Raw genomic sequence first — 24,903 nt, 5'->3', positions numbered from 1 at the left:
TCTCGTGCCGATGTCCATTGACCTCGCGGCCTAACCCGCGCCAACTTCACATGCCCGGAGCAAGCCGCCAGGGAATTTCCACAGCCTTCGCGACACGACCCCGGCAGGCTTGCGAAGCTTCCAACATAACAGATGGAAATTCCAGCAAACCTTAGCTGGGCATCTTGCCTGGCTGCAAGAGAGGTTTATCTGTTCTGACTAATAAGACAGCACAAGGGATGGCGTGACGGCATTGCTTGGTAGATCGAAGATGCCGACGATCACTCTTTCGTTCCAAGAGGGGAGCCAGACAGCGAACCGAAGGAGGGCAACCCTGGGGCATCTCTTGGGGCATAACCCTCTCCGTCGCCCAACCGCCATGACGANTCGTTCCAAGAGGGGAGCCAGACAGCGAACCGAAGGAGGGCAACCCTGGGGCATCTCTTGGGGCATAACCCTCTCCGTCGCCCAACCGCCATGACGAAGCAGGTCGCGAGCCAATCTAAGCTATTCCGTCGAAAAGGTCCGGAAAGATCCCGTTCGTGAGAACAGAAAATATCATCTTCTTATTGACTTAGATGAATTGGCTGGGGCGGTAGGATTCGAACCTACGGTACACGGTACCAAAAACCGTTGCCTTACCACTTGGCCACGCCCCAACTTGTGGAGGCGTATCTAGCCAAGCCGACGGGGGGGTGCAAGAGGCAAAAAGGAAAAATCTTGTGGCTTTCGCGCCGGAGTTCTATGGGCCCGCCATGGAACAGGTTGATACAGTCATTCTTGGCGCCGGGGCGGCCGGGCTTTTCTGCGCCGGCTCGATCCTGGGGCAGGCGGACGAGCGGACGCAGCGGATCGTCGTGCTGGATCATGCCCGCGCACCGGGCGAGAAGATCCGCATCTCGGGCGGTGGACGGTGCAATTTCACCAATCTCGCGACCGGGCTCGATCGCTTCGTTTCGGGCAACCCGCGCTTTGCGGCATCGGCCCTGGCCGGCTTCACGCCGGCGGATTTTCTTGCCCTGGTCGAGCAGGCGGGCATCGCCTGGCACGAAAAGACGCTGGGGCAACTGTTTTGCGATGGCAGCGCGCGACAGATCATCGATATGCTGCTGCACCGGATGCGCGGTGCCGAATTGCGGCTTGGGATTGCCGTGGCGGGGGTAGAGCCGGCAGGTGGCGGCTTCGTCGTCGCCACCGCGCGGGGGCCGCTGGCGGCGCGGCGTGTGGTCGTGGCAACGGGCGGCAAATCGATTCCCAAGATGGGGGCGACGGGGATCGGATATGACATCGCCGCCCGTTTCGGGCTTGCGCTGGCCGAGCCAAGGGCCGGGCTGGTGCCGCTGACCTTCGCCCAGCAGGATCTGGACCTTTGCCGGCCGCTGGCCGGATTGTCGGTCGCGGCCGAGGTCAGCCATGGCGCGGGACGGCGGCGCACCCGCTTTCGCGACGGGCTGCTTTTTACCCATCGCGGGCTGTCGGGACCGGCGATCCTGCAAATTTCGAGCTTCTGGCGGCCGGGGGAGGAGATCGCCGTGGATCTGGCGCCGGATACGGATGTCGCGGCGGGCCTGCGAGAGATCCGCGGCCAGGGCGGGCGGCTGGGCGTGGGATCGGCCTTGTCGCGCTGGCTGCCCGCCCGGCTGGCCGAGGCGATCGCCGCCGAGGCGGGGCTGGCGGGCGCGCGGCTGGCCGACCAGGGCAATGCCGCGCTCGAGCGGCTGGGGGCGCGGGTGAATCGCTGGACCCTGCGCCCGGTCGGCAGCGAAGGCTGGCGCACGGCCGAGGTCACGGTGGGCGGCGTCGATACGCGTGCGCTCGATTCGCGGAGCATGCAGGTGAAATCCGTCCCCGGCCTTTACTTCATCGGCGAGGTGGTCGATGTCACCGGCTGGCTCGGCGGCTATAATTTCCAATGGGCCTGGGCCTCGGCCCATGCCGCGGCCCAGGCCATTGCGGCCGGCTGATCAGTCCATCACCGGATCGGATTTGGCCAGCGCGTCGAAGCGCATGAGCGAGGCGATCAGCGCCGGCATCCGCTCCAGCTGGATCATGTTCGGCCCGTCGGAGGGCGCGTTGTCGGGATCCTGATGCGTCTCGATGAAGACGCCGGCCACGCCCAGCGCCACCGCCGCCCGTGCCATGACCGGCGCGAATTCGCGCTGCCCGCCGGACGAGCCGCCCTGACCGCCCGGCTGCTGCACGGAATGGGTCGCATCCATGATCACCGGCCAGCCGGTCCGCGCCATGATCGGCAGGCTGCGCATGTCGGCGACCAGGGTGTTGTAGCCGAAGCTGACGCCGCGCTCGGTCAGCAGGATGCGCTTGTTCCCGGTCGAGGCGACCTTTTCGGCGACATTGGGCATGTCCCAGGGGGCCAGGAACTGACCCTTCTTGATGTTCACCGCCGCCGGTGTCTCGCCCGCCGCCAGCAGCAGGTCGGTCTGGCGCGACAGGAAGGCCGGGATCTGGATCACGTCCACCACCGAGCCGGCCAGCCGGGCCTGTTCGATGTCATGCACGTCGGTCAGCACCGGGCAGCCGATGCGCTTGCGCACCTCCTCGAGCATGCGCAGCCCCCCGTCGATGCCGATGCCGCGCCGGCCCCTGAGCGAGGTGCGGTTGGCCTTGTCGTAGCTGGCCTTGAAGACGAAGCCCGCCCCCGCCTTGGCGCAGGCCTCGGCCACGGTCTCGGCGATCATCAGCGCGTGATCGAGGGTTTCAAGCTGGCAAGGCCCGGCGATCAGCGCCAGGGGCCGATCGTTTCCGAAGGTGACATTGCCGATCTGGACATGATTCATGAGGATACCTGTTCGCGCAGGATCGAAGCGGTGAGCGAGAGCATCAGGTAGATGCCCGAAAACACCAGGAAGGCCACGATCGTGTTCTGGAAAGCCTTTGGATAGGTCGCCTCGTCCGGGGGCACCGGGGCGACGGAAAGCGAAAGATAGCGGACCTGCTTGTTGGCCTCGATCCGCGCAGTTTCCATCTGCGCGGCGGCATTGGCCAGCAGTTCCTGCCGGGTGGCAAGGTCGGATTCGGCGATGCGGATCTCGCCCGAGATGGTCGCCAGCGAGCCGCGGGCGGTATTGCCTTCGGTCAGTTGGCTGCGGGTCTGGTCCAGCATCTCCTCCAGCCGGCCGATGTCGCCCCTGACGCCCGCGACGCGGCTGGCATTGGGGCGCTGGTTGGAGAGCAGCTGACCCAGTTCCAGCTTCTTTTCGGCCAGCTGGCGCTCGAGATCGGCGATGCGGTTCATGATCACGCTGCCTTCGGCCGCAGGGTCCAGCACGCCCAGCCTTTGCTGCAGTTCCTGGACGCGGCGCTGCGCCAGCAGCACCTTGTTCTCGGCATCCTGATAGCTTTCGACCGAGCCCTTCATCTGGTCCTCGCGCAGCCGCGCGGTCATCTGGTCCACCTGTCCCTCGGCATATTTGATCAGCGCCATCGAAAATTCCTGGCTGAGCTCGGGATCGGGGGCGATCACCTCCATGTTGATCACGCCCTCGGTCGGATCGTAGCCGATCTTCACCAGGTTGCGATAGAGCCTGTAGGCCTGTTCGTTGGTCGCATCCGGCAACAGGCGCAGGATCGGGTCCATGGCCGGATCCTGGAAGGCCCGCTTGAAGCCCAGATCCCTGTCGAGCCGCAGCATCGCATCGCGCGAGGTCAGATAGCTTTGCACCGACACCGAATCGGTATTGGTGGCCATCTGCGTGCCGCCGAAAATCCCGCCGATCCCGCTCGAGCTTGATTGCTCGGCCTGCTGGATCTGGAATTGCGAGACGGTGGCGTAAAGCGGCGTGGCGACGAAGAAATAATACCAGCCCGCGATCAGCGTCGGCAGTCCGACAAAGGCCGCCAGGCGCGCAAACAGCATCAGAAGCTTGCGGCGCCTGCGCCGGGCGATGTCCTGCTGGATGCGGATGATCTCGGCCGCGCGCCGGTCCTCGGTCAGTTCCTCGCGCGAGGGCAGGTTGGGCGTGCCGGGGGGCAGGGGCGTGATCTCGGTCCCGCGCCGGCGGGGGCCGGAGCCATCCCCGCGCATCGGCACCGGCATGGTGGTGCCGGCCGCCGAGGCCGCCGACTGGGCGCGCGCCCCTTCCTCGGACAGAATCTTGCTGACCGAGGCGCGGTGGAACGGGTCGATGCCGCGGTCGCGCAGCAGGACGACCGCCTCGTGATCCGACGCCGCCTCGATCTCATGCATGGCGGCGATGCGGCGCGCCATGCGCAGCTGGCGATCGGTCAGGTTCTCGGCTCGCACGGCGGCGATGCGCTCGGCCAACGGGGGCTGATCCGGCGCCGCCCCGTCCCTGGGCATATCGGCCGGCTGCGGCGCCGCGCCGGGAAAGCGCATGTCGCCGAAGCCGTCATCACCGGTGGCGAAAAGCTGCCCCATGTCCTGCGCAGCGGGCGGGGCTTCGGTGCGTTTCCTGATTTCGACCCTTGCCTTGCCCTTTTCTTCGGCCGCTGCGGGTTCCTGGCCGACGGCCAGCACCGATTCCTCGCGGCGGGTGCGATAGGCGCGCGCCTTAGGCGGTGTAGTCATAATATTGCTTCGCCTCTTCGAGGGTTTCAAAATGGTAGAGCTTGCCGTCGCGCAGGACGGCCGCGGAATTGCAGAACTTTTCAATGGTTTGCGCCTGGTGCGACACCACGACCACTGTCGCCGACCGAAGGCGTTCGTAAAGCACGGTCCCGGCCTTGCGGTTGAACTCCGGGTCGGTGGTGCTGGGCATGCCCTCGTCGATCAGGTAGATGTCGAATTCCAGCGCCAGCATCAGCGAAAAGGTGAAGCGCGCGCGCATGCCGGCACTGTAGGTGCCGACCGGCATGTCGAAATATTCGTCGATGTCGGTCAGCCAGCGGCAGAAGGCCTCGACGTAATCCGGGTCGAGCCCGTAGATGCGGGCAATGAAGCGCGCATTCTCATTGGCGCTGAGCGACGAGGTGATGCCGCCCATGAAGCCCAGCGGAAAGGACACCCGGCATTCGCTGCGGATCGTGCCCTCGTCGGGCTTTTCCAGCCCGCACATCATGTTGATGATCGTGGTCTTGCCGGTACCGTTGGGGGCCAGGATGCCCATCGACCGCCCCAGCTCGATCCGGAACGAGGCGCGGTCCAGGATCACCTTGCGTTGCATGCCGGTCCAGAACGACTTGGAAACATTGTCGAATTCGATCATCTGGCCGTCCTGATCCGCGCGCGGGCGCGGCATGGTAATGGTTACGACATACACAGTCCCGCCGCGCGCCGAATACCCCCGGCCGCGGCAGGCCGGACAATATGCCGGGCGGGTCGCGCTGTCCACCATGGCGATCAATGCTTTATATATCGTGAATGCCGGCCCTTTTTTGCCATGGCCGGGGTACCTATCTGCCGGGCATGCCCGCCTTGCCCAGCCTCCTTCGCGAGATTTCCGCCTGCCGCCTCTGTGCGCCGCGCTTTGCGGTGACGGCGACCGCGCATAGCCCGCGCCCCGTCGCCTGGTTCCGCCCCGGCGCGCGCATCCTGGTCGTCGGCCAGGCGCCGGGCATGCGCGTGCATCTGGTCGGGCGACCCTTTGCCGACCGCTCGGGCGACCGGCTGCGCGACTGGATGGGCCTGTCCGAAACCGAGTTCTATGACCGCTCGCGGATCGCCATCGTGCCGATGGCCTTCTGCTTTCCCGGCTATGACGCCAAGGGCGCCGACCTGCCGCCGCCGCCGATCTGCGCCCGGACCTGGCGCGCGCGCGTCATGGCCGAGCTGCGGCCGCAGCTGACGCTGCTGGTCGGCGGCCATGCGCAGCGTTGGCACCTGGGGGCCGCAGCGCGCGGCGGGGTGACGGCGACCGTCGCCGGCTGGCGCGATCATGCGCCGCACATCTTCCCCTTGCCTCATCCGTCCTGGCGCAATACCGCCTGGCTGCGGCGCAATCCCTGGTTCCAGGCCGAGTTGCTGCCGGAACTGCGCGCCGCCGTTGCCGCCCTGATGAGAGAAGCCGATGACCCCGCTGGATGAGCTTTGCCAGGTTCCCTTTCACGAGGCCGATGCGCCTGCCCGGTCGCGCATCCTGTCGCGCCTGGCCGATACCGAGCTTTTCGTGGCGCTGCTGGCCGAGCCGGCCGACGACCGCGCCGAATTGCGGCTGTTCGACTTGCCCGAGGGGCGCTTTGCCCTGGCTTGCGACCGCGAGGAGCGGCTGGCCGGTTTCGTCGGCGGCCCGGTCGCCTATCTCGCGCTGCCGGGCCGGGTGCTGGCCGCGGCCCTGGCCGAGGAGGGGCGGGGCCTGCTGGTCAATCCCGGCCATGCCTCGCAGCTGATGCTGGATGCGGGCGTGCTGGGCTGGCTGGTCGGGGCGCTTCAGGCGCGGCCCGGCATGGCGCCGGACGAGGCCGCGCGACGGCTGGGCGCGCCTTCGCCCGAGGCGGTGGCGCTGCTGGCCGAGCCCCTGGCGCAGCGGCTGGGCGATATGGCCGGGCTGGTCGGGCGGCTGGCGCTGGTCGCCGCCGAATGGCAGGACGGGCGGCAAGGCCATGCGCTGATCCTGGCCGGCGTCGATCCGGCGCATCAGGCCGCGGTGGCCAAGGCTTTGGCCGAGTTGCTGGCCTTCCTGCCCGAGCTGCCCGGCGGCGTGGACATCGGCTTTGCCGAGCCCGACCTGCCCACCGGGGCGCTGGTCATGGAACCCCCGCCGCCTGCGCCCGCGCCCGAACCGGTGCGGCGCGATCCCTCGGCACCGCCGCGGCTGCGCTGAAAAGGCAAACGAAAACCCGCCCAAAGGGGCGGGTCTTTGCGTGATCACCGAAAATTGATCGGCCGCGAGTCAGGCGCCCCAGTGGCGGATCGGGCCGCAATCCATATGGACGAAGTTCGAGCGCGAATATTTGCCGACCCCGCCAGCATTGCAGGCGGCCGCGGCCTTGTACATCTGCGAGACCGAGCGCGATTTCAGGCGCAGGTCCGCAGCCTTGCCCACCATGTGCAGCGAGTTCTTGGCCACGCCCGAGGACCGCGAGCGCAGCATGGCGTTGGTCTGGGGCGAGCGATAGCCCGACAGCATCATATAGGGTTCGTTGGTTTGCAGCAGCCTGTGCGAGGCCGCGGCGATGTCGATCGTGCGCGGGTCGATTCCGATCGCCTGGCCGGTTCGCCAGTCGCGCATGAAGATGTTGATTTCATTCAGGGCATCCCGGATATACTTGCCTTCGACCCAGTAAACCGTGTCGATGCTTTCGCCCGTGCGCCCCGAATACATGCGAATGCGGCGGATGTCGCCGGCACCTCGCAGCAGACCGAAGGCATTGGCCATAACCGGCGCTGCTGCCACCGTGGTCGCCGCGAAGACGCCAAGGATGCCCCGACGCGAGAGAGATTCGAACGTCATGTCAGATCGCCTGTCCTGCTTTCGTTGTTCTTGCCGCCCGTTGAAACGGCGCGCTCCGGTTTAGCCGGAACCGGTTAAGACTATGTCACCAGCGCGCGAGCGGAGGGAAGCTTTTCGTTCCGCAGGCGGCGAAGTTCTGCCATTCTCGGCAAGAATCCGCCGAAATCCGTGTGATTCGGAACCAAAGCGAATGTTTCTGCGCCGCCGTGTTCACGCTGCATCAGTGATGCAACAAAAAACCTGCGTCGCTGGACCGGAATCCGCCCGGATGCGAAGATTTGCCGCAGGTGTTGAAGGGAATGTCAGGTGCGCTCTTTCGGGCTGATTCGTGTGATGGTTGTTGCGGCCGTTCTGGCCATGCCGCGTGCCGCCGCCGGCCAGGCGCTGGATGCCGCGCCCATGGCCGCGCTTCCGGCGCCGAGGCTGAGCTTTTCCGAAACGGAAATGCAACTGGCTGAGCGGGTCGCCGACCATCCAGGCCTGGCCGATTTCTATGGCACCAACGGGCTGAAGCCGATCTTCGCGGGTGCCGAGGGGGCCCCGCGCCGGGCCGCGCTGATCGAGGCGCTGGGGCAGGCAGCCTCGCACGGGCTGCCTGCCGCGCGCTATCGCCAGGCCGCGTTGCGCCGGCTGGACGATGCGGGCGCCGATACGGTCGAGGGCGAGATCCGCTTTGCCCGCGCCTTTGCCGACTGGAGCCGCGACGTGACGGGCGGGATCCTCGATCCGCGCAGGGTCGAGCCCGGCATCAAGCGCGAGGTGCAGCGCCCGCGCACCGGCGACCTGCTGCGCGCCTTTGCCGCCGCCGACGATCCGGCGGCGATGCTGGCCACCCTGCCGCCCCAGGATCCGCGCTACGAGGCGCTGCGTCAGGCGCTGGCGCGGCAGTCGCAGCTGGTGGCCCCCGCCGATGCGCCGCCGGTGCCCGAGGGGCTGTGGCGCGAGGGGACCAGCGATCCCGCCGTCGCGGCGCTGCGCGTGCGCCTGGCCTCGGTCGGTTTCGCCGCGGCGCCCCAGGACAGCCCGTTGACCTATGACGGGGCGCTGGCGCAGGCGGTCGCCGCCTATCAGCGGGCGGCGGGGCTGCCGGCGGATGGCGTGGCCGGGCCGCGCACGGTGGCGCGGCTGAACCGCGGCACCGGCCCCGAGTCCGAGGCGATCCTGGTCGCGCTGGAGCGCATGCGCTGGATGGCCGGCCATGACCTGAACGCCCGCCACGTCTGGGTGAACCTGCCCGAGTTCAACGCCCGCATCTACGAGAACGGCCGCGAGATCTTCGAGACCCGCGTGGTGATCGGCAAGGCCAACCGGGAATTCGAGACGCCCGAGTTCAGCGAGACGATGAAATACATGGTGGTCAACCCGCGCTGGAACGTGCCGCGCTCGATCACCGTCAAGGAATACCTGCCGCGGCTGCAGGCCAACCGCCATGCGGTCGGCCATCTCGACGTGGTGGATGGGGCGGGCAATGTCATCCCGCGCGACCGCATCGATTTCCGCAAGTATACGGCCAAGACCTTTCCCTACCGGATGCGGCAGAAACCCAGCGACGACAATGCGCTGGGGCAGGTCAAGTTCATGTTCCCCAATCCCTGGAACATCTATCTGCACGACACCCCGACCAAGCATCTGTTCAACCAGTCGAGCCGCGCCTATTCGCATGGCTGCATCCGCGTCGGCCGGCCCATCGACCTGGCGCATGAGCTGCTGACGGGCCAGGTCGAAAACCCCGAGGCGGTGTTTGCCAAGGCGCTGAAATCCGGGCGCGAGACCTATCTGAACCTGCGCCCGCCGGTGCCGGTGCATCTGGTCTATTTCACCGCCTTCCCCGACGAGACCGGGCAGATCCGCCGCTTTCCCGACATCTATGGCCGTGATGCGCTGGTGCATGCGGCGCTGGTCAAGGCCGGGCTGGATTCCGCGGCCGCGGATGAATAGATGAACCCCAAGCAAAGGGGAGCCGCATGACACTGACCATCGCCGAACTGGCCCGCGCACTTGATGCCCGTCTCTGGGGCGAGGGCAGCCTGATCGTCAACGGCGCGGCCGAGGCCGGCCAGGCGCGCGAGGACCAGATCGCCCTGGCGACCACGCCCGCCTATGCCGAGAAGCTGGCGCCGGGCGGCATGGCGCTCTTGGCCGAGGGGGCCGATCCCGAGGCGCTGGGGCTGCGCGCCGCCATCCTGGTCGGCCGCCCGCGACTGGCCATGGCCGGGCTGACCCGTGCCTTCGATCCCGGCCCCGGCATCGCGCCCGGCATCCATGCCAGCGCGGTAATCGACCCGACGGCCGAACTGCCCCAGGATGCCGCCATCGGCCCCTTCGTGGTCATCGGGGCGCGGGTGCGGATCGGGGCGGGGGCGCGCATCGCCTCGCATGTCTCGATCGGCGCGGATACGGTGATCGGCCGCGATGCGCTGATCCATGCCGGGGTGCGCATCGCCCATGGCGTGACCATCGGCGACCGGGTGATCCTGAACCCCGGCGTCTCGCTGGGCGCGGACGGGTTTTCCTTTGTCACGCCCGAGAAATCCGGCGTCGAGGAAATCCGGCAATCCCTGGGCGAGCGGTCCGAGATCCGCCAGCAGCACTGGACCCGCATCCATTCGCTGGGCGGGCTGGAGATCGGCGACGATGTCGAGATCGGCGCCAATTCCACCGTGGACCGCGGCACCATCCGCGCGACCCGCATCGGCCGCGGCACCAAGATCGACAACCTGGTGCAGGTCGGCCACAATTGCGTGGTGGGCGAGGATTGCCTGCTTTGCGGCCTGGTGGGCATCGCCGGCTCGGCCCGGATCGGCAATCGCGTGGTGCTGGGCGGGCAGGTCGGCGTCTCGGACAACATCTTCGTCGGCGACGACGTGATCGCGGGCGGCGCCACCAAGATATTCACCAACGCGCCGGCCGGCCGGGTGCTGCTGGGCAGCCCGGCGGTCAAGATGGAGACCCATGTCGAGGCGCAGAAGAACATCCGCCGCCTGCCACGGCTTTACGCGCAGGTGGCCGAGCTTCGCGAAACTGTTAAGAAACTGCTCGACAAGGGCGGCGTGGAATAGCATTCCCGCATGTAATCGCCCCTGACCGGGACAGAACGGAGGCCGAGATGACAGAAATCCGCGACCGCATCATCCAGATCATCGCAGAACAGGCGATGCTGGATCCTTCCGAACTGCAGCTCGAGATGTCGCCGCAAGAGATCGGCATCGACAGCCTGGGCCTGGTCGAATCCATCTTTGCCATCGAGGAAGCCTTCGACATCTCGGTGCCCTTCAACGCCAACGAGCCCGAGAAATCCGACTTCGACATCTCGAGCCTCGGCGCCATCATCGGCGCCGTGGAAAAGCTGGTTGCTGACAAGGCATGAACGCCAAGAGGGCCAAGGGCGACAAGACGCCCAAATCCGAACGCAAGCCCGGCAAGGTCAAGGGCAAGGTCAAGAACGCGACCAAGCTCGCCCGCACCATGCTGGGCCGCGTCATCATGGGGCGCCATGCCAACGGCATGCGCCGCGTCGCCATCACCGGCATGGGCACCATCAACGCGCTTGGCCGCGACGTGCCCTCGACGCTGGAGGCGATGCGCGAGGGGCGTTGCGGCATCGGCCCGCTGGAGTTCCGCGATGTCGAGCGGCTGGCGATCCGTATCGGCGGCCAGGTTCGCGACTGGGAGGCCGAGACCTATTTCAATCGCCAGCAGATCGTCCTCTATGACAAGTTCACCCAGTTCACCCTGCTGGCCGCGCGCGAGGCGGTGACGCAGTCCGGCCTGGTCTTCGAGGGCGAGCTGGGCCTGCGCGCGGGCGTGGTGCTGGGCACCGCCGCCGGCGGCATGACCACCTGGGACGAGAATTACCGCACCGTCTATGAAGAGGGGAAGAACCGCGTCCATCCCTTCGTCGTGCCCAAGCTGATGAACAACGCGGCCTGTTCACATCTGAGCATGGAATACGGGCTGCTGGGCCCCAGCTTCACCGTGGCCACCGCCTGCGCCAGCTCCAACCACGCCATGGGCCTGGCCTTCAACATGGTGCGCTCGGGCGCCGCGACCGTCATGCTGACCGGCGGGTCCGAGGCGATGCTGTGCTTTGGCGGCGTCAAGGCCTGGGAGGGCTTGCGCGTCATGTCCAAGGATGCCTGCCGGCCGTTCTCGGCCACCCGCAATGGCATGGTGCAGGGCGAGGGGGCGGGGGTCTTCGTCTTCGAGGATTGGGAGCACGCGGTGGCGCGCGGCGCTGACATCCTGGCCGAAGTGGTGGGCTTTTCCATGTCGGCGGATGCGCAGGACATCGTCATGCCCTCGGCCATCGGCGCCGAGCGTACCATCACCGGCGCCATGCTGGACGCGCATATGCGCCCCGACGAGGTCGGCTATATCAACGCCCATGGTACCGGCACGGCCGCGAACGACAAGACGGAATGCGCGGCGGTGGCCCATGCCTTCGGCCATCATGCCGACCGGCTGATGATTTCCTCGACCAAGTCCATGCACGGCCACCTGATCGGCGGCACCGGCGCGGTCGAACTGCTGGCCTGCATCATGGCGCTGCGCGACGGCGTGATCGCGCCCACCATCGGCTACGAGGAGCCGGACCCGGAATGCGCGCTGGACGTGGTGCCGAACGAGGCGCGCGAGGCCAGGGTCGAGGCGGTTCTGTCTAACGCCTTCGCCTTCGGCGGGCTGAATGCGGTGATCGCACTGCGCAAGGCGTGACGTCATTATGGCATTGGGAAGCAGCAGCTTGCCATGGAAGGCTCCGGGCTTTCCAGGCTGAGTTTCGGACCTTTGCCGCGGCTTGGATGTATTACCGCGCCACCTCGCGCGGGCGCAGCATCAGCCACAAGAGCGCGCCGCCGGCCAGCACCAGGAAGGGCAGCATGGCGAGGTTCACCGCGCTCCAGCCCGCCTGGGCCGAGCCGCCCATGCAGTTCATCAGCCCGCCCGAGGACAGCGAGGCCAGGAAGACGCCGCCAAAGACCACGGCGTCGTTCAGGCCCTGCACCCGCTCGCGTTCCTCGGGGCGATAGGCGCGGGTCAGCATGGCGGTGGCGCCGATATAGCCGAAGTTCCAGCCCAGTCCGAGCAGGATCATGGCGAAGAAGAAATGCGCGAGATCAACGCCCGACAGCGCCACCGCCCCGGCACCGGCCAGGATCGCCAAGCCGGCCATGACGATGCGGGTGGCACCGAAGCGGGCGATCAGGTGGCCGGTGAAGAACGAGGGCGCGAACATCGCCAGCACATGGCCAGAGACGATGTTGGCCGCATCCGCGGTGGCAAAGCCGCAGCCCACCACCGCCAGCGGCGCCGAGGTCATCACCAGGTTCATCAGCGCATAGGAGACCATGCCGCAGATCATCGCCACGGCGATCTGCGGCACGCGCAGAATCTCGCCCAGCGGCCGGCCCTGGGCGTGGCCCCGGGCGGGGGCAGGCGGGCGCGGAATGTCGAGAAAGGCGAAAAGCACCGGCCCCAGCAGGTTCAGCCCGATGATCGCGGCATAGGTGGCCAGGAAGGGGATGGCGGTCACTTCCGCCGTCCAGCGCACCAGCAGCGGGCCGGTGAAGGCGGCGGCAAGCCCGCCCGCCAGCACCCAGGAGATGGCGCGCGACTGGAACTCGGGCGGGGCGCAATCGGTGGCGGCAAAGCGGAAGAAGCCCTGCGCCGCCATGTAGACCCCGGTAAAGAGCGCGCTGGCGGTGAACAGCCAGAAGCTGCCGCTGGCCAGGGCATAGGCGGCGATACCCGCCCCCAGCGCCGCCGAGCCGCAGGACAAGAGGAACCCCGCCCGCCGCCCGTGCCGGCGCATGAAGCCCGAGAGCGGCCGGGCGGAAAGCGCCGAGCCCAGGATCATCATCGACAGGGGCAGGGTGGCAATGCAGGGATTGGGGCTCAGCATCTGGCCGGCCAGCCCGCCGACGATGAAGATCATCGACATCTGCGCCCCGAGCAATGCCTGCGCCAGGAGCAGCACGACGACATTGCGCCAGGCCCGGCGCATCGGGTCGGTCTCGGTCAGCGCCATGGCCATGCTGCGCCTCAGCGCAGGGCGCGCGCGTCGCGGGCGCGGGATTCGATCGCCGCCCAGTCGCCGGCGGCCAGCTCGGCATCGGGTGCGATCCAGCTGCCGCCGACGCAGACCACATTCGGCAGGGCCAGGTAGCCGGGGGCGTTCTGCAAGGTCACGCCGCCGGTCGGGCAGAAGCTGACCTGCGGCAGCGGCCCGGCCAGGGATTTCAGCGATTTCGCCCCGCCCGCCGCCTCGGCCGGGAAGAATTTCAGCATGGAATAGCCCAGTTCCATCGCCCGCATCACCTCGGAGGCGGTGACGGCGCCGGGCAGGAGCGGCAGGCCGATATCCTCGCAGGCACGCGCCAGCCGCTCGGTCAGGCCGGGCGAGACGGCGAAGCTGGCCCCGGCATCCCTGGCCCGTTTCGCATCGTCCGGGGTCAGCACCGTGCCGGCGCCAACATGGCCGCCCGGCACTCTGGCCATCGCCCGGATGACGTCGAGCGCGGCGGGGGTGCGCAGCGTCACCTCGAGCACCGGCAGGCCGCCGGCCACCAGTGCCGTGGCCAGCCCCTCGGCGCGGCCGGCGTCGCCGACGACCAGGACAGGGATCACCGGGGCGAGTTCGCAAAGCGCGCGGGTCTTCTGGGACTGCTGTTCGGGGGTCATGGCGGGTCTCGTTCTTGCGGAAATCTCGCGGCAGGTTGCGCTTTTCCGCGCCGCTGCGCAAGGGTTCATGTTAGCGTTAACTTGACGCAGGCAGGCCGGCGAAAGGAAAAGGGGGCTGTCTGCCCCCTCTTGCGGCCGGTGGCCGCAATTCACCCCCGAGGATATTTGGGCAAGAAAGAAGCCGTCAGCCGCCGAGGCTGCTGCGCCCGCCCGAACGCGCGGTGGCCGAGGCGCCGAAGCCGCCGCGCTGGCTGACCTGGGCCGCCGACATCGGCGGCTTGCCGATGGTCGAGGGCGCGCGCTGGAAGGTCGCGGCCGGCACCTTGCCGGCGCCGCGGTTGCTGGCGAAGCTCTGGTCGCCCTTGGGCGTCGAATAGCGCCCGTCGGCCGTGTTCACCATCGGCTGCGAGAAGATGCCGCCGCCGCGCGACAGCATCGAGCCCATCATGTAGCCAACCAGCAGCGGCATGAAGGAAAAGCCGCCGCCCGAGCCCTGCGCCTGCTGGGCCGGGTCGCCGCCGCAATTGCCCAGGCCATGTTCCTGTTCGCACAGCTCCCTGGATTCGTAGCGCGGCGCGGTTTCCAGGAATTCCTGCTGGGCGGCGGCAAAGTTCTTGCGGCAGTCCTCTTCGGTGAACCACAGGGTTTCCTGCTTGCTGGCGGCGATGCAGCTTTCCAGGTCGGGAAAGCTTTGCGCATCCATGCGGTCGTCCTCGCAGCCGGCCAGCGCCAGGGTCGCGGTTCCGGCCAGCACCAGCGCGACATGGCGCGAGCGTTTGCGGGGGAGGCGTTCGGTCATGGTCAGCCCTCGATGAAATGCGGCTTGAAGCGCGACAGGTTGTGGGTGATGGGCGAGCGGTCCTCGCGCAGGCCGAGGCCGCAGCAGCTTTCGCCCACGATCCAGGCGCCGAGGACCGGGCGGAAGCCGCCGAAATCCGGCAGCCGGGCCAGGCCCTGCACGATCATCGGGTGATGCGAATAGCTGTCGTCGCCGGTGCGCGCCACCTCGCGGCCCGCCTCGCGGATCACCACCCCCGCGCCTTCGCGCGAGAAGATCGGCTTCAAGACATGGCCCTGGGCCAGCGTGTCGCGCGCCGCCTCGAAGGCCGGGGCCAGATCGGGGGCGGGACTGCCGCCCGCCATCGCTTCCTGCACGTCGGCCAGGAAGAAGGCGGGCAGCAGGTTCGGATGGCCGGGGAACATCTGCCACAGGAGCGGCAGGATGCCCTTGTTCGACAGCACCGCCTTCCAGGGCGGCTCGATGAAGCGGGTGCCCGAGGATTGCAGATGCGCGGCGAAATCGTCGCGCAGCATGTCCTCCCAGGGGTAGAGCTTGAAGAGCGTGCCGATGACGCGCGACTGGTCGTCGGCGAATTGCCCCTCCTCGGTCAGGCCGATCTGCGAAAGCGCGGTGAAATGCGCGCCCAGGCCGGCCTCGCGCGCGGCCCAGGCCAGGGTCTCGACGGTGGCGTAATCCTCGGGATTGTCGGGATCGGCGGTGAAATGCACCTCTTCGCCATCGGTGCAGATCTGGGTCCAGCGCGCCACGATCGCCTCGTGGATGCTGTTGAACTGGTCGGCATCCGCGTCGAGCACCCCGGCCGCCCGCTGCTGTTCGAACCAGAGCCATTGGAAGCTGGCGGATTCGTAGAGCGAGGTCGGCGTATCGGCATTGTATTCCAGCAGCTTCGCCGGGCCATGGCCGTCATAGGCCAGGTCCATGCGCCCGTAAAGCTCGGGCTCGCCCCGCGCCCAGCTGGCCGCGACCAGATCCCAATGCGCGCGCGGGATGTCGAGCCGGGCCAGCCAGGCCTCGTCGCGGGTGGCGCGGTCCACCGCCTCGCGGCACATCGCATGCAGTTCCGTCGCCGGGGCCTCGATGTCCTCCTCGACCTGGCGCAGGGTGAAGCGATAGGCGCTGGTTTCGTCCCAATAGGGCTCGCCGCCCATGTCGGCGAAGCTGAAGCCCAGCTTCTCCGCCTCGTCGCGCCAGCCGGGTCGCTCGGGAAGGGTGCGTTTTTCCATGGTCTCTCCTTCCGCCCGAGATAGGACGGGGCGGCGGCCCGGCGCAAGCCTTGGGCGGCGATTTTCCTGGCCGGGGGCCCGGATGCATCGGCGTTGCCCCGCGCCGGGCGCTGCGCCCGGCCATGTGCCCCGGCATGCGGGGCTTGCGGCAGGGACGGCTTCGCGCCAAGCTGCTACCATTCCAGCCCCGCGAGCGACGGGGCGCGACAACAGGGATGATCCGTCATGCAGAACCGTTTCCCGCTTCGCGTGCTCATGCTGGCCTCGGCCGTGATGCTGGCGCCTGCCTCAGCGACCTGGGCCGAGACCCCCGCCGATACGCTGGTGATCGCCCATCAGATCGACGACATCATCAGCCTGGACCCCGGCCAGAGCTTCGAGTTCTCGGGCCAGGACGTGGTCAGGAACCTCTATGACCGGCTGGTCGATATCGACCCGCTGGACCTGGCGGCGGGGATCAAGCCCAGCCTGGCCGAAAGCTGGGAAGTCAGCGAGGACGGCAGGACCATCACGCTGACCATGCGCGAGGGGGTGACGTTCCATTCCGGCAACCCGGTCCGGGCCGAGGACGCCGCCTGGTCGCTGCAACGCGCCGTCAAGCTGAACAAGTCGCCCGCCTTCATCCTCAACCAGTTCGGCTTCACCGCCGAGAACGTGGACGAGCGCGTGACCTTCGACGGCAACAGGCTGGTGCTGCAACTCGACCAGCCCTATGCGCAAAGCTACGTGCTGAACTGCCTGGCCTCGGAGGTCGGCTCGGTCGTGGACAAGGAAACCGTGATGGCCCATGCCGAGGGCGAGGATTTCGGCAATGCCTGGCTGTCCACCAACGATGCGGGCTCGGGGCCCTTCACCCTGGCCGCCTGGCGCCCGAACGAGGCGGTGCAGCTGACCGCCAATCCCGATTACTGGCAGGGCGCCCCGGCAATGGCGCGGGTGATCGTGCGCCATGTCCAGGAAAGCAGCGCCCAGCGGCTGCTGCTGGAGCAGGGCGACGTGGACGTGGCCCGCAACCTGACGCCGACCGATGTCGAGGGCATTGCCGGCAACGACAGGCTGAAGGTGATGGACGAGTTGCGCGGCCGCATCCTCTACATGGGGCTGAGCCAGAAGGATCCCCTGCTGTCCCGCCCCGAGATGGTCGAGGCGATGAAATACCTCATCGACTACGCGGGCATGGAATCGAGCTTCCTCAAGGGCCAGTGGAAGGTGCATCAGAACTTCCTGCCCGAAGGCTATCTGGGCGCCTCGGACGAGAACCCCTGGACCTATGACATCGAGAAGGCCCGCCAGATCCTGAGCGATGCCGGCATCACCTCGGGCACGGTCAAGACCGTCGTGCGCGACATTCGCGAATATGTCGACGCCGCCCAGACCTTGCAAGCCGCCATGGCGCAGGTCGGGCTGACGCTGGAGATCCAGCAGATGACCGGGGCGCAGGTGCTGGATGCCTATCGCGCGCGCCAGGTGCCGATCTTCATCGGCGAATGGGGGCCGGATTACGCCGATCCGCATACCAATGCCTCGACCTTCGCCCATAACCCGAACAATGCCGACGATGCCGGCCTGTCGCAGCTGGCATGGCGCAACAGCTGGGCGGTGCCCGACGAGATGAACCGCGCCGTCGAGGCCGCCACGCTGGAGGGCGACACCGACAAGCGTGTGCAGATGTACCTGGACATCCAGAAGCAATATCGCGAGATCGCGCCGATCATCCCGATGTTCCAGAAAATCGAGCAGGTGGCGATGCAGCAGAACGTCCAGAACTGGACCTCGGGCGGCTCGGTCAGCTCGGTTCTCTATCGCCAGGTGACGAAGGAATAAGGCGTGGCCCAGCCCGATCTGGTTGGTCAGCCGGGGCAGGGCGCCCCAACCCCGGCCGGCGGCAGAGCGCCGCGCCGCGCCATGCGGCTGGGCCGGCGGCTTGCCGGGCTGGGCTTGTCGCTGGTGCTGACGCTGCTCGGCCTTTTGCTCGTCACCTTCGTCATTGGCCGCGTCATGCCGATCGACCCGGTGCTGAAGGTGGTGGGCGAGCGCGCGACACAGGCGCAATATGACGCGGCCTTCCAGGCCATGGGACTGGACAAGCCGATCTGGCAGCAGTTCCTGCGCTACATGGCCGAGGTGCTGCAGGGCGATTTCGGCCGCTCGATCTCGACCGGGCATCCGGTGGCGCAGGACCTGCGGCGGGTGTTCCCGGCGACGGTCGAGCTGGCGACGCTGGGCACGCTGATCGGCGTCTGCGTGGGCGTGCCCTTGGGCGTGGTCGCCGCGGCGCGCCGGGGCGGCTGGATCGACCAGATCGCCCGCGTGGTGGCGCTGGTGGGCTATTCCATGCCGATCTTCTGGCTGGGGCTGATGGGGCTCTTGCTGTTCTACGGCATTCTCGGCTGGGTCGGCGGGCCGGGTCGGCAGGGCATCATATACGACGGCATGGTGCCGACGGTCACCGGGCTGATCCTGGTCGACAGCCTGGTCGCCGGCAACTGGGCCGCCTTCCGCGACGCCTTCAGCCATATCGTGCTGCCGGCCAGCCTGCTGGGCTATTTCAGCCTCGCCTATATCAGCCGCATGACCCGCAGCTTCATGCTGGAGCAGCTTTCGGCGGAATATGTCGTCACCGCCCGCGTCAAGGGCCTGTCCGAGCGCCGGGTGATCTGGGGCCATGCCTTCCGCAACATCCTTGTGCCGCTGATCACGGTGATCGCGCTCAGCTTCGGCTCGCTTCTGGAAGGGTCGGTGCTGACCGAGATCGTGTTCTCCTGGCCCGGCATCGGCCAATACATCACCAAGGCGCTGCTGGCCGGTGACATGAACGCGGTGCTGGGCGGCACGGTGGTGGTCGGCACCTGCTTCGTGGCGCTGAACCTGCTGTCCGACATCCTCTACCGCCTGCTGGACCCGAGGGCGACATGACCGAGACGACACGCGCATGGCTTCTGTCCGATGCGCCGCAGACCCGGCGGCAGGCGCGGCTGGGGGCGATCTACCAGGGCTGGCTGACCTTTCGCGCCAACCGGCTGGCCATGGTCGGGCTGGCGATCCTGCTGGGGCTGCTGTTCGTCGCCGCCTTCGCGCCCTGGCTCTCGCCGCAGAACCCGTTCGCGCAGAACCTGGCCGAGCGGCTGAAGCCGCCTTCCGCGCAGCACTGGCTGGGCACGGACGCGCTGGGGCGGGACATCCTGTCGCGGCTGATCCACGGCTCGCGCGTGACGCTGTTCATCGTCGGCACGGTGGCGCTGATCGCGCCGGTGATCGGGCTTTTCGTCGGCACGGTGGCGGGTTTCGCCGGCGGCTGGGTCGATCAGGTGCTGATGCGCATCACCGACATCTTCCTGGCCTTTCCCAAGCTGATCCTGGCGCTGGCCTTCGTCGCCGCCCTCGGGCCCGGCATCGGCAATGCGGTGCTGGCGCTGGCCATCACCTCATGGCCGCCCTATGCGCGGCTGGCGCGGGCCGAGACGCTGACCATTCGCAATGCCGATTACATCGCCGCCGCCCGGCTGCAGGGCGCGGGACCGCTGCGGCTGCTGATCGGCCATATCTGGCCGCTCTGCGTCAGCTCGCTGATCGTGCGGGTGGCGCTGGACATGGCGGGGATCATCCTCTCCGCCGCCGGGCTGGGCTTTCTCGGCCTGGGCGCGCAGCCGCCGATGCCGGAATGGGGCGCGATGATCTCGGACGGGCGCGGCTATATCCTCGACTTCTGGTGGGTCGCGGCCATGCCCGGCATGGCGATCTTCGTCGTGTCGTTGGCCTTCAACCTGCTCGGCGACGGCTTGCGCGACGTGCTGGACCCCAAGGGGGGCCGGGAATGAGCCCGCTGCTTTCCGTCCGGGACCTGCGCGTCAGCTTCCCGACCCGCTCGGGCACCTTCCAGGCGGTGCGCGGCGTCAGCTTCGACCTTGGCCGCGAAAGGCTGGGCGTGGTCGGCGAAAGCGGCTCGGGTAAGACGATGACCGGCCGCGCCATCCTCGGCCTCGTGCGCCCGCCGGGGCGGGTCGAGGCCGAGCGCATGGCGCTTGGCGGGGAATCGATCCTGGACCTGCCGGAATCGCGGCTGCGCCGGCTGCGCGGCGCGCGCATCAGCATGGTGATGCAGGATCCCCGCTTCAGCCTGAACCCGGTGATGACCGTCGGCCGCCAGATCGTCGAGGGTTATCGGCTCCATACCGGCACCAGCCGCGCCCAGGCCCGCGACAAGGCGCTGGAGATGCTGGCCGCGGTGCAGATCCGCGACCCCGAGCGGGTGTTTCATGCCTATCCGCACGAGGTCTCGGGCGGCATGGGCCAGCGCATCATGATCGCGATGATGCTGGCCCCCGACCCGGAGATCCTGATCGCGGACGAGCCCACATCGGCGCTGGACGTCTCGGTCAGGAACGAGGTGCTGCGCATCCTCGACCGGCTGGTCCGGGAACGCGGCATGGGGCTGATCTTCATCAGCCACGACCTGAACCTGGTCGCGCAATTCTGCGACCGCGTCCTCATCATGTATGCCGGCCGCGTGGTCGAGGAACTGCCCGCCCGCGACCTGCATGCCGCGCGCCATCCCTATACGCAGGGCCTCCTGAACAGCCTGCCGCGCCTCGACCGGCCGGTGGACCGGCTCGCGGTCCTGCAAAGGCAACAGGGCTGGCGCGACGCCCCGCCGGCGGGAACCCCGTGATGCCGCTTCTTCGTTCCCCAAATACCCATCCGTCCCGGTGCCGCCCATGCTGACGGTCGAGGATCTGAACGTCTGGTTCGGCCATGCGCCCGAGCGCGTCGATGCGGTCGGATCCGCCAGCTTCGCCGTCGGGCCGGGCGAAAGCTTCGGCCTCGTCGGCGAAAGCGGCTCGGGCAAGTCCACCATCCTGCGCGCCGTCGCCGGGCTCATCGACAGCTGGTCGGGCCGCATCGCGGTCGCGGGCAGGCCGGTCGCCGGCAGCCGCCGCTCGCGCGGGTTCCACAAGACGGTGCAGATGGTGTTCCAGGATCCCTATGCCAGCCTGCATCCGCGCCATTCCGTCGACCGGGTGCTGTCGGAAACCCTGCACCTGCAGGGCATGGACCGGATCGACGCCCGCATTACCCGGCTTCTGGATCAGGTCGGGCTGGGGCAGGGCTTCCGCTTCCGCTATCCGCACCAGCTGTCCGGCGGCCAGCGCCAGCGCGTCGCCATCGCCCGCGCGCTGGCGGCCGAGCCCAGGCTGCTCTTGCTCGACGAACCGACCTCGGCGCTCGATGTCAGCGTGCAGGCCGAGATCCTGAACCTGCTCGCCGACATCCGGGCCGAGCGCGGGCTGAGCTATGTCCTGGTCAGCCACGACCTCGCGGTGGTGGCGCATATGTGCGACCGGCTGGCGGTGATGCGCGCCGGCCGCATCGTCGAGGAAATGGACGCCGCCAGCCTGCGCGCCGGCAGGGCGCAGGGCGATTACGCCCGCGCGCTGATCGCCGCCAGCGCCGGCTATGTCCGCGAAGCCTAGACCGCCACGCCGAAGATCGTGCCGATGCCGGCAGTGGCCGCCAGCGCCAGGGTGCCGCCCGCCATCACCCGCAACACCGCCCGGCCGGGCGGCGCGCCGCCGGCCCAGGCCCCCAGCGCCCCCAGCAGTCCCAGCGCGACCAGCACCGCGACCAGCACGCTGGCGACGACCTGGCCGCCGGGCGCCAGGATCGCTGCCAGCAGCGGCACCGCAGCCGCGATGCTGAAGGTGGCGGCCGAAGCCAGCGCCGCCTGCAAGGGATTGGCGTTCGAGGCCTCGCTGAGCCCCAGCTCGTCGCGCACATGCGCGGCCAGCGCGTCATGCTCGGTCACCTCGCGCGCCGCCTGCAGGGCGGTGCCGGGGCTCATGCCGCGCGATTCGTAGATGGCGGCCAGTTCGTGCAGCTCGGCCTCGGGCATCTCGCGCAGGGCGGTGCGCTCGCGGGCGATGTCGGCGCGCTCGGTATCCGATTGCGAACTGACCGAGACATATTCGCCCATGGCCATGGACATCGCCCCGGCGACCAGCCCCGCCAGCCCGGCGATCAGGATCGCCTCGCGCCCCGGATCGGCGGCGGCGACCCCGGCTATCAGCGCGCCGGTCGAGACGATGCCGTCATTGGCCCCCAGCACCGAGGCCCGCAGCCAGCCCATGCGGTTCACATAATGCGGATCGTCGGGATGGGCGCTGGGTTGCTTGCTCATGGCTGGCCTCGGCTGCTGCGTCGCGGGCAGCTTAGCCGGCCATGCCGGATTTGCCAGCCTTGCGTCCCGCGCCCGGCGCCGTCACGCTGCGCCCAGGCGAATCCCGCAGAACGGAGGTGACATGCGCGACGACCCGATCCTGCCGCCGGCGCGAAACCTGATCGGCGGCGCCTGGCTGCCGGCCGCCTCGGGGTGCGAGATGGCGATGATCTCGCCCATCGACGGCCGGCCTTTTGCCGCCATCGCCGATTCCGGTCCCAAGGATGTCGACGCGGCGATCCGCGCCGCCCGTGCCGCCTTCGAGGGCGACTGGGGCCGGCTGACCGCCGCCGAGCGCGGCCGGCTGATGCTGCGCCTGGCCCTGCGCATCGAGGCCGAGGCCGAGGCGCTTGCCCAGCTGGAAACCCGCGACAACGGCAAGCCCGTCGCCCAGTCGCGCGCCGACATGGCGGCGCTGGCGCGCTATTTCGAGTATTACGGCGGCGCGGCCGACAAGCTGCATGGCGAGGTGATCCCGTTCCTGAACGGCTATGACGTGACGGCGCTGCGCGAGCCGCATGGCGTCACCGGCCATATCATCCCCTGGAACTATCCGGTGCAGATCTTCGGCCGCTCGGTCGGCGCGGCGCTGGCCATGGGCAATGCCACCGTGACCAAGCCGGCCGAGGATGCCTGCCTGACCATCCTGCGCATCGGCGAACTGGCGGCCGAGACCGGCTTTCCGCCCGGTGCCATCAACATCGTCACCGGGCGCGGCGAGGTGGCCGGGCGGGCGCTGTCCGAACATCCCGGCGTCGATTTCATCAGCTTCACCGGCTCGCCCCAGGTCGGCCAGGCCATCCAGATCGCCGCGGCGCGCAATCACATCCCCTGCACGCTGGAACTGGGCGGAAAGTCGCCGCAGATCGTCTTCGAGGATGCCGATCTCGAGGCCGCCGCGCCGGTGATCGTGGGCGCCATCGTGCAGAACGGCGGCCAGACCTGCTCGGCCGGATCGCGGGTGCTGATCCAGCGCGGCATCTGGGACCGGCTGACGGCAATGCTGGCCGAGCGTTTCCGCGCGGTCGAGGCCGGCCCGGCCGAAGGCGCGCTGCTGGGCCCGCTGATCTCGGCCCGGCAGAAGGCGCGGGTCGAACGCTATGTCGCCGAGGCCGCAGCCCCGCTGATCGCGCGGGGCGGCGTGGCCGCGGATGCGTCCGCAGCCGGCTTCTATGTCGCGCCGGCGCTGTTCGGCCCGGTCGATCCCCAAAGCCCGCTGGCCCAGGAAGAGATCTTCGGCCCGGTGCTGGCCGCCATCCCCTTCGACACCGAGGCCGAGGCGGTGGCCATTGCCAACGGCACCGAATACGGGCTGGTCGCCGGCATCTGGACGCGCGACGGCGACCGGCAGGCGCGCCTGGCCCGCGCCATGCGCTGCGGGCAGGTCTTCATCAACGGCTATGGCGCCGGGGGCGGGATCGAGCTGCCCTTCGGCGGGGTTCGCAAATCCGGCCATGGGCGCGAAAAGGGCTTCGCCGCGCTTTACGAATTCTCGCGGCTGAAAACCGTGGTTCATCGTTTCGCATAACAGGGAGAGAGAGCATGCGGCTGCAAGGCAAGACGGCATTGGTGACGGGCGGCGCCTCGGGCTTCGGGCGCGGCATCGCCGAAACCTTCGCGCGCGAGGGCGCGCGGGTGGCGGTGCTGGACATCGACGGCGAAGGTGCGGCGGCGGTGGCCGCGGGCATCGACGGGCTCGCCATCCCCTGCGACGTGAGCCAGGGCGACCAGGTCCGGGCCGCGGTGGAGAAGGCGTGCGAAAGCTTCGGCAGCCTCGACATCGTGGTGAACAATGCCGGCTGGACCACGCCGAACGGTCCGCTGCTCGACACCGACGAGGCGGCGTTCCGCAAGATCTACGACATCAACGTGCTGTCGATCTTTCACATGACCCATGCCGTGCTGCCACATTGGCGGACGCGCGGGCAGGGCGTGATGATCAATGTCAGCTCGACCGCCGGCATAAGGCCGCGGCCGGGGCTGAGCTGGTACAATTCCTCGAAAGGCGCGGTGAACACCCTGACCCGCAGCCTGGCGGCGGAACTGGCGCCCGAGGGCATCCGCGTGAACGCCATCGCCCCGGTGATGGGCGAGACCGGGATGCTGGAGCGGTTCATGGGCTGCGAGGACACGCCCGAGAACCGCGCCCGCTTCCTTGCCACCATCCCGCTGGGCCGGCTGTCGCAGCCGCGCGACATCGCCAATGCGGCGCTTTACCTCGCCTCGGACGAGGCCGATTTCATCACCGGCGTCATCCTCGAGGTCGATGGCGGGCGGACGGTCTAATTCACCGACACATATCTCCGCAACCATATGCGGATGGAGGCGAGTTGTACGGATGCGAGGAAATTGCCGTCTCGCTTGTCGTATCGCGTTGCGATGGACCGGAAATGTTTGAGTTTGCCGAAGAACCGTTCGATCTGATTGCGGGCGCGGCAGAGAACCGGATCGAAGGGAGGAAAGCGTTTCCGGGTCGGTATGGGACGGATATTGGCCCGGGCACCGCGTTCGGCGAGCCTATCGCGCAGCCGGTCGCGGTCGTAGCCCCGGCCGGCGAGCAGGATCCGGCCCGCGCCGATGGACCCGACCATATCGTCCCCCGAGCGTCCGTCATGCGCCTGGCCTTCGGTCAGGTTC

General features: G+C 68.3%; 24 protein-coding genes and 1 tRNA gene. 14 read left to right on the top strand and 11 right to left on the bottom strand.

Features of this window, described 5'->3' with window-relative positions; translation table 11 throughout:
• Positions 1 to 563: 563 nt before the first annotated feature.
• Positions 564 to 638 (bottom strand) — tRNA-Gln (locus ACDP63_RS20745).
• A 96-nt stretch (positions 639 to 734) separates the two neighbouring features.
• Between ACDP63_RS20745 and ACDP63_RS20740 the strand changes: the two genes are divergently transcribed.
• Positions 735 to 1,943, top strand: a complete 1,209-nt coding sequence (locus tag ACDP63_RS20740) for an NAD(P)/FAD-dependent oxidoreductase (RefSeq protein ID WP_024845661.1) — start codon at positions 735 to 737, stop codon at positions 1,941 to 1,943.
• Here ACDP63_RS20740 and kdsA read toward each other — a convergent pair whose 3' ends face one another.
• The 3 genes from kdsA to ACDP63_RS20725 are packed head-to-tail and all read right to left on the bottom strand — an operon-like array spanning position 1,944 to position 5,165.
• Positions 1,944 to 2,777 (bottom strand): 3-deoxy-8-phosphooctulonate synthase, encoded by an 834-nt coding sequence (gene kdsA, locus ACDP63_RS20735; protein ID WP_024845662.1) that lies wholly within the window; start codon positions 2,775 to 2,777, stop codon positions 1,944 to 1,946.
• Positions 2,774 to 4,528, bottom strand: a complete 1,755-nt coding sequence (locus ACDP63_RS20730; RefSeq protein WP_409928580.1) for a capsule biosynthesis protein — start codon at positions 4,526 to 4,528, stop codon at positions 2,774 to 2,776. The genes kdsA and ACDP63_RS20730 overlap by 4 nt, the downstream gene beginning before the upstream one ends.
• Positions 4,512 to 5,165, bottom strand: coding sequence for an ABC transporter ATP-binding protein (locus ACDP63_RS20725; RefSeq protein WP_024845664.1), 654 nt, complete (start codon positions 5,163 to 5,165; stop codon positions 4,512 to 4,514). Before ACDP63_RS20725 ends, ACDP63_RS20730 begins: the two co-directional genes overlap by 17 nt.
• A gap of 200 nt (positions 5,166 to 5,365) precedes the next feature.
• On the opposite strand from ACDP63_RS20725, the gene ACDP63_RS20720 reads away from it, so the two are divergent.
• Complete coding sequence (locus tag ACDP63_RS20720) at positions 5,366 to 5,983, top strand: uracil-DNA glycosylase family protein (RefSeq protein ID WP_036748250.1); 618 nt, start codon at positions 5,366 to 5,368, stop codon at positions 5,981 to 5,983.
• The gene (locus ACDP63_RS20715; protein WP_024845666.1) at positions 5,967 to 6,719 is read left to right on the top strand and encodes an SseB family protein; all 753 of its coding nucleotides are present in this window, start codon (positions 5,967 to 5,969) and stop codon (positions 6,717 to 6,719) included. The genes ACDP63_RS20720 and ACDP63_RS20715 overlap by 17 nt, the downstream gene beginning before the upstream one ends.
• Before the next feature lie 69 nt (positions 6,720 to 6,788).
• Here ACDP63_RS20715 and ACDP63_RS20710 read toward each other — a convergent pair whose 3' ends face one another.
• The gene (locus ACDP63_RS20710; RefSeq protein WP_024845667.1) at positions 6,789 to 7,349 is read right to left on the bottom strand and encodes a YcbK family protein; all 561 of its coding nucleotides are present in this window, start codon (positions 7,347 to 7,349) and stop codon (positions 6,789 to 6,791) included.
• Between the two features lie 333 nt (positions 7,350 to 7,682).
• Between ACDP63_RS20710 and ACDP63_RS20705 the strand changes: the two genes are divergently transcribed.
• From ACDP63_RS20705 to ACDP63_RS20690, 4 genes are all read left to right on the top strand, one after another.
• Positions 7,683 to 9,287, top strand: coding sequence for a murein L,D-transpeptidase (locus tag ACDP63_RS20705; protein WP_036748248.1), 1,605 nt, complete (start codon positions 7,683 to 7,685; stop codon positions 9,285 to 9,287).
• Positions 9,288 to 9,313: 26 nt separating this feature from the next.
• The gene (locus tag ACDP63_RS20700) at positions 9,314 to 10,408 is read left to right on the top strand and encodes a UDP-3-O-(3-hydroxymyristoyl)glucosamine N-acyltransferase (protein ID WP_024845669.1); all 1,095 of its coding nucleotides are present in this window, start codon (positions 9,314 to 9,316) and stop codon (positions 10,406 to 10,408) included.
• A gap of 47 nt (positions 10,409 to 10,455) precedes the next feature.
• A complete protein-coding gene (locus ACDP63_RS20695; protein WP_024845670.1) occupies positions 10,456 to 10,716 on the top strand; it encodes an acyl carrier protein in 261 nt (86 codons plus the stop codon).
• A 137-nt stretch (positions 10,717 to 10,853) separates the two neighbouring features.
• A complete protein-coding gene (locus ACDP63_RS20690) occupies positions 10,854 to 12,062 on the top strand; it encodes a beta-ketoacyl-[acyl-carrier-protein] synthase family protein (RefSeq protein WP_024845671.1) in 1,209 nt (402 codons plus the stop codon).
• Positions 12,063 to 12,153: 91 nt separating this feature from the next.
• Here the strand turns inward: ACDP63_RS20690 and ACDP63_RS20685 are convergent, their stop codons facing one another.
• The 4 genes from ACDP63_RS20685 to ACDP63_RS20670 form a co-directional block, all read right to left on the bottom strand.
• Positions 12,154 to 13,380 (bottom strand): MFS transporter, encoded by a 1,227-nt coding sequence (locus tag ACDP63_RS20685; protein ID WP_024845672.1) that lies wholly within the window; start codon positions 13,378 to 13,380, stop codon positions 12,154 to 12,156.
• 8 nt (positions 13,381 to 13,388) lie between these two features.
• Positions 13,389 to 14,027 carry a bifunctional 4-hydroxy-2-oxoglutarate aldolase/2-dehydro-3-deoxy-phosphogluconate aldolase gene (eda, locus tag ACDP63_RS20680; RefSeq protein WP_024845673.1) on the bottom strand — a complete coding sequence of 213 codons (639 nt, stop codon included), beginning with the start codon at positions 14,025 to 14,027 and terminating at the stop codon, positions 13,389 to 13,391.
• A gap of 184 nt (positions 14,028 to 14,211) precedes the next feature.
• Positions 14,212 to 14,826 (bottom strand): DUF1190 domain-containing protein, encoded by a 615-nt coding sequence (locus ACDP63_RS20675; RefSeq protein ID WP_024845674.1) that lies wholly within the window; start codon positions 14,824 to 14,826, stop codon positions 14,212 to 14,214.
• 2 nt (positions 14,827 to 14,828) lie between these two features.
• Positions 14,829 to 16,052, bottom strand: a complete 1,224-nt coding sequence (locus ACDP63_RS20670; protein WP_024845675.1) for a glutathionylspermidine synthase family protein — start codon at positions 16,050 to 16,052, stop codon at positions 14,829 to 14,831.
• Between the two features lie 225 nt (positions 16,053 to 16,277).
• Here ACDP63_RS20670 and ACDP63_RS20665 point away from each other — a divergent pair, with 225 nt between their 5' ends.
• The 5 genes from ACDP63_RS20665 (at position 16,278) to ACDP63_RS20645 (ending at position 21,523) form a co-directional block, all read left to right on the top strand.
• Positions 16,278 to 17,876, top strand: a complete 1,599-nt coding sequence (locus ACDP63_RS20665) for an ABC transporter substrate-binding protein (RefSeq protein ID WP_036766000.1) — start codon at positions 16,278 to 16,280, stop codon at positions 17,874 to 17,876.
• 81 nt (positions 17,877 to 17,957) lie between these two features.
• Positions 17,958 to 18,968, top strand: a complete 1,011-nt coding sequence (locus ACDP63_RS20660) for an ABC transporter permease (RefSeq protein WP_051419895.1) — start codon at positions 17,958 to 17,960, stop codon at positions 18,966 to 18,968.
• Entirely contained in the window at positions 18,965 to 19,870 is a 906-nt protein-coding gene (gene nikC / locus ACDP63_RS20655) for a nickel transporter permease (protein ID WP_024845678.1), read from the top strand. The genes ACDP63_RS20660 and nikC overlap by 4 nt, the downstream gene beginning before the upstream one ends.
• Positions 19,867 to 20,721 carry an ABC transporter ATP-binding protein gene (locus ACDP63_RS20650; protein ID WP_024845679.1) on the top strand — a complete coding sequence of 285 codons (855 nt, stop codon included), beginning with the start codon at positions 19,867 to 19,869 and terminating at the stop codon, positions 20,719 to 20,721. Before nikC ends, ACDP63_RS20650 begins: the two co-directional genes overlap by 4 nt.
• 46 nt (positions 20,722 to 20,767) lie before the next feature.
• Positions 20,768 to 21,523, top strand: a complete 756-nt coding sequence (locus ACDP63_RS20645) for an ABC transporter ATP-binding protein (protein ID WP_024845680.1) — start codon at positions 20,768 to 20,770, stop codon at positions 21,521 to 21,523.
• Here the strand turns inward: ACDP63_RS20645 and ACDP63_RS20640 are convergent.
• Positions 21,520 to 22,227 (bottom strand): VIT family protein, encoded by a 708-nt coding sequence (locus ACDP63_RS20640; RefSeq protein WP_024845681.1) that lies wholly within the window; start codon positions 22,225 to 22,227, stop codon positions 21,520 to 21,522. The two genes, ACDP63_RS20645 and ACDP63_RS20640, sit on opposite strands and share 4 nt — an antisense overlap.
• A gap of 121 nt (positions 22,228 to 22,348) precedes the next feature.
• Here ACDP63_RS20640 and ACDP63_RS20635 point away from each other — a divergent pair, with 121 nt between their 5' ends.
• Positions 22,349 to 23,794, top strand: coding sequence for an aldehyde dehydrogenase family protein (locus ACDP63_RS20635; RefSeq protein WP_024845682.1), 1,446 nt, complete (start codon positions 22,349 to 22,351; stop codon positions 23,792 to 23,794).
• 14 nt (positions 23,795 to 23,808) lie between these two features.
• On the top strand, positions 23,809 to 24,552 hold the full coding sequence (locus ACDP63_RS20630) for an SDR family oxidoreductase (protein ID WP_024845683.1): 744 nt from the start codon (positions 23,809 to 23,811) through the stop codon (positions 24,550 to 24,552).
• Here ACDP63_RS20630 and ACDP63_RS20625 read toward each other — a convergent pair.
• On the bottom strand, positions 24,549 to 24,903 hold a 355-nt coding region (locus ACDP63_RS20625), incomplete at its 5' end, for a transposase (protein WP_409928579.1). The two genes, ACDP63_RS20630 and ACDP63_RS20625, sit on opposite strands and share 4 nt — an antisense overlap.

Origin of the sequence: Paracoccus sp. P2 (assembly GCF_046335115.1) — a bacterium.
Lineage (GTDB): Bacteria > Pseudomonadota > Alphaproteobacteria > Rhodobacterales > Rhodobacteraceae > Paracoccus > Paracoccus pantotrophus.
The sequence above is the reverse complement of the archived record's forward strand: the minus strand, read 5'-3'. Positions and strand labels throughout refer to the sequence as shown.

Bases quoted from the DNA above. Each gene is read 5' to 3' on its own strand.
- ACDP63_RS20740 (WP_024845661.1), top strand. From the start codon at position 735: ATGGAACAGGTTGATACAGTCATTCTTGGCGCCGGGGCGGCCGGGCTT.
- kdsA (WP_024845662.1), bottom strand. From the start codon at position 2,777: ATGAATCATGTCCAGATCGGCAATGTCACCTTCGGAAACGATCGGCCC.
- ACDP63_RS20730 (WP_409928580.1), bottom strand. From the start codon at position 4,528: ATGACTACACCGCCTAAGGCGCGCGCCTATCGCACCCGCCGCGAGGAA.
- ACDP63_RS20725 (WP_024845664.1), bottom strand. From the start codon at position 5,165: ATGATCGAATTCGACAATGTTTCCAAGTCGTTCTGGACCGGCATGCAA.
- ACDP63_RS20720 (WP_036748250.1), top strand. From the start codon at position 5,366: ATGCCCGCCTTGCCCAGCCTCCTTCGCGAGATTTCCGCCTGCCGCCTC.
- ACDP63_RS20715 (WP_024845666.1), top strand. From the start codon at position 5,967: ATGACCCCGCTGGATGAGCTTTGCCAGGTTCCCTTTCACGAGGCCGAT.
- ACDP63_RS20710 (WP_024845667.1), bottom strand. From the start codon at position 7,349: ATGACGTTCGAATCTCTCTCGCGTCGGGGCATCCTTGGCGTCTTCGCG.
- ACDP63_RS20705 (WP_036748248.1), top strand. From the start codon at position 7,683: ATGGTTGTTGCGGCCGTTCTGGCCATGCCGCGTGCCGCCGCCGGCCAG.
- ACDP63_RS20700 (WP_024845669.1), top strand. From the start codon at position 9,314: ATGACACTGACCATCGCCGAACTGGCCCGCGCACTTGATGCCCGTCTC.
- ACDP63_RS20695 (WP_024845670.1), top strand. From the start codon at position 10,456: ATGACAGAAATCCGCGACCGCATCATCCAGATCATCGCAGAACAGGCG.
- ACDP63_RS20690 (WP_024845671.1), top strand. From the start codon at position 10,854: ATGCGCCGCGTCGCCATCACCGGCATGGGCACCATCAACGCGCTTGGC.
- ACDP63_RS20685 (WP_024845672.1), bottom strand. From the start codon at position 13,380: ATGGCCATGGCGCTGACCGAGACCGACCCGATGCGCCGGGCCTGGCGC.
- eda (WP_024845673.1), bottom strand. From the start codon at position 14,027: ATGACCCCCGAACAGCAGTCCCAGAAGACCCGCGCGCTTTGCGAACTC.
- ACDP63_RS20675 (WP_024845674.1), bottom strand. From the start codon at position 14,826: ATGACCGAACGCCTCCCCCGCAAACGCTCGCGCCATGTCGCGCTGGTG.
- ACDP63_RS20670 (WP_024845675.1), bottom strand. From the start codon at position 16,052: ATGGAAAAACGCACCCTTCCCGAGCGACCCGGCTGGCGCGACGAGGCG.
- ACDP63_RS20665 (WP_036766000.1), top strand. From the start codon at position 16,278: ATGCAGAACCGTTTCCCGCTTCGCGTGCTCATGCTGGCCTCGGCCGTG.
- ACDP63_RS20660 (WP_051419895.1), top strand. From the start codon at position 17,958: ATGCGGCTGGGCCGGCGGCTTGCCGGGCTGGGCTTGTCGCTGGTGCTG.
- nikC (WP_024845678.1), top strand. From the start codon at position 18,965: ATGACCGAGACGACACGCGCATGGCTTCTGTCCGATGCGCCGCAGACC.
- ACDP63_RS20650 (WP_024845679.1), top strand. From the start codon at position 19,867: ATGAGCCCGCTGCTTTCCGTCCGGGACCTGCGCGTCAGCTTCCCGACC.
- ACDP63_RS20645 (WP_024845680.1), top strand. From the start codon at position 20,768: ATGCTGACGGTCGAGGATCTGAACGTCTGGTTCGGCCATGCGCCCGAG.
- ACDP63_RS20640 (WP_024845681.1), bottom strand. From the start codon at position 22,227: ATGAGCAAGCAACCCAGCGCCCATCCCGACGATCCGCATTATGTGAAC.
- ACDP63_RS20635 (WP_024845682.1), top strand. From the start codon at position 22,349: ATGCGCGACGACCCGATCCTGCCGCCGGCGCGAAACCTGATCGGCGGC.
- ACDP63_RS20630 (WP_024845683.1), top strand. From the start codon at position 23,809: ATGCGGCTGCAAGGCAAGACGGCATTGGTGACGGGCGGCGCCTCGGGC.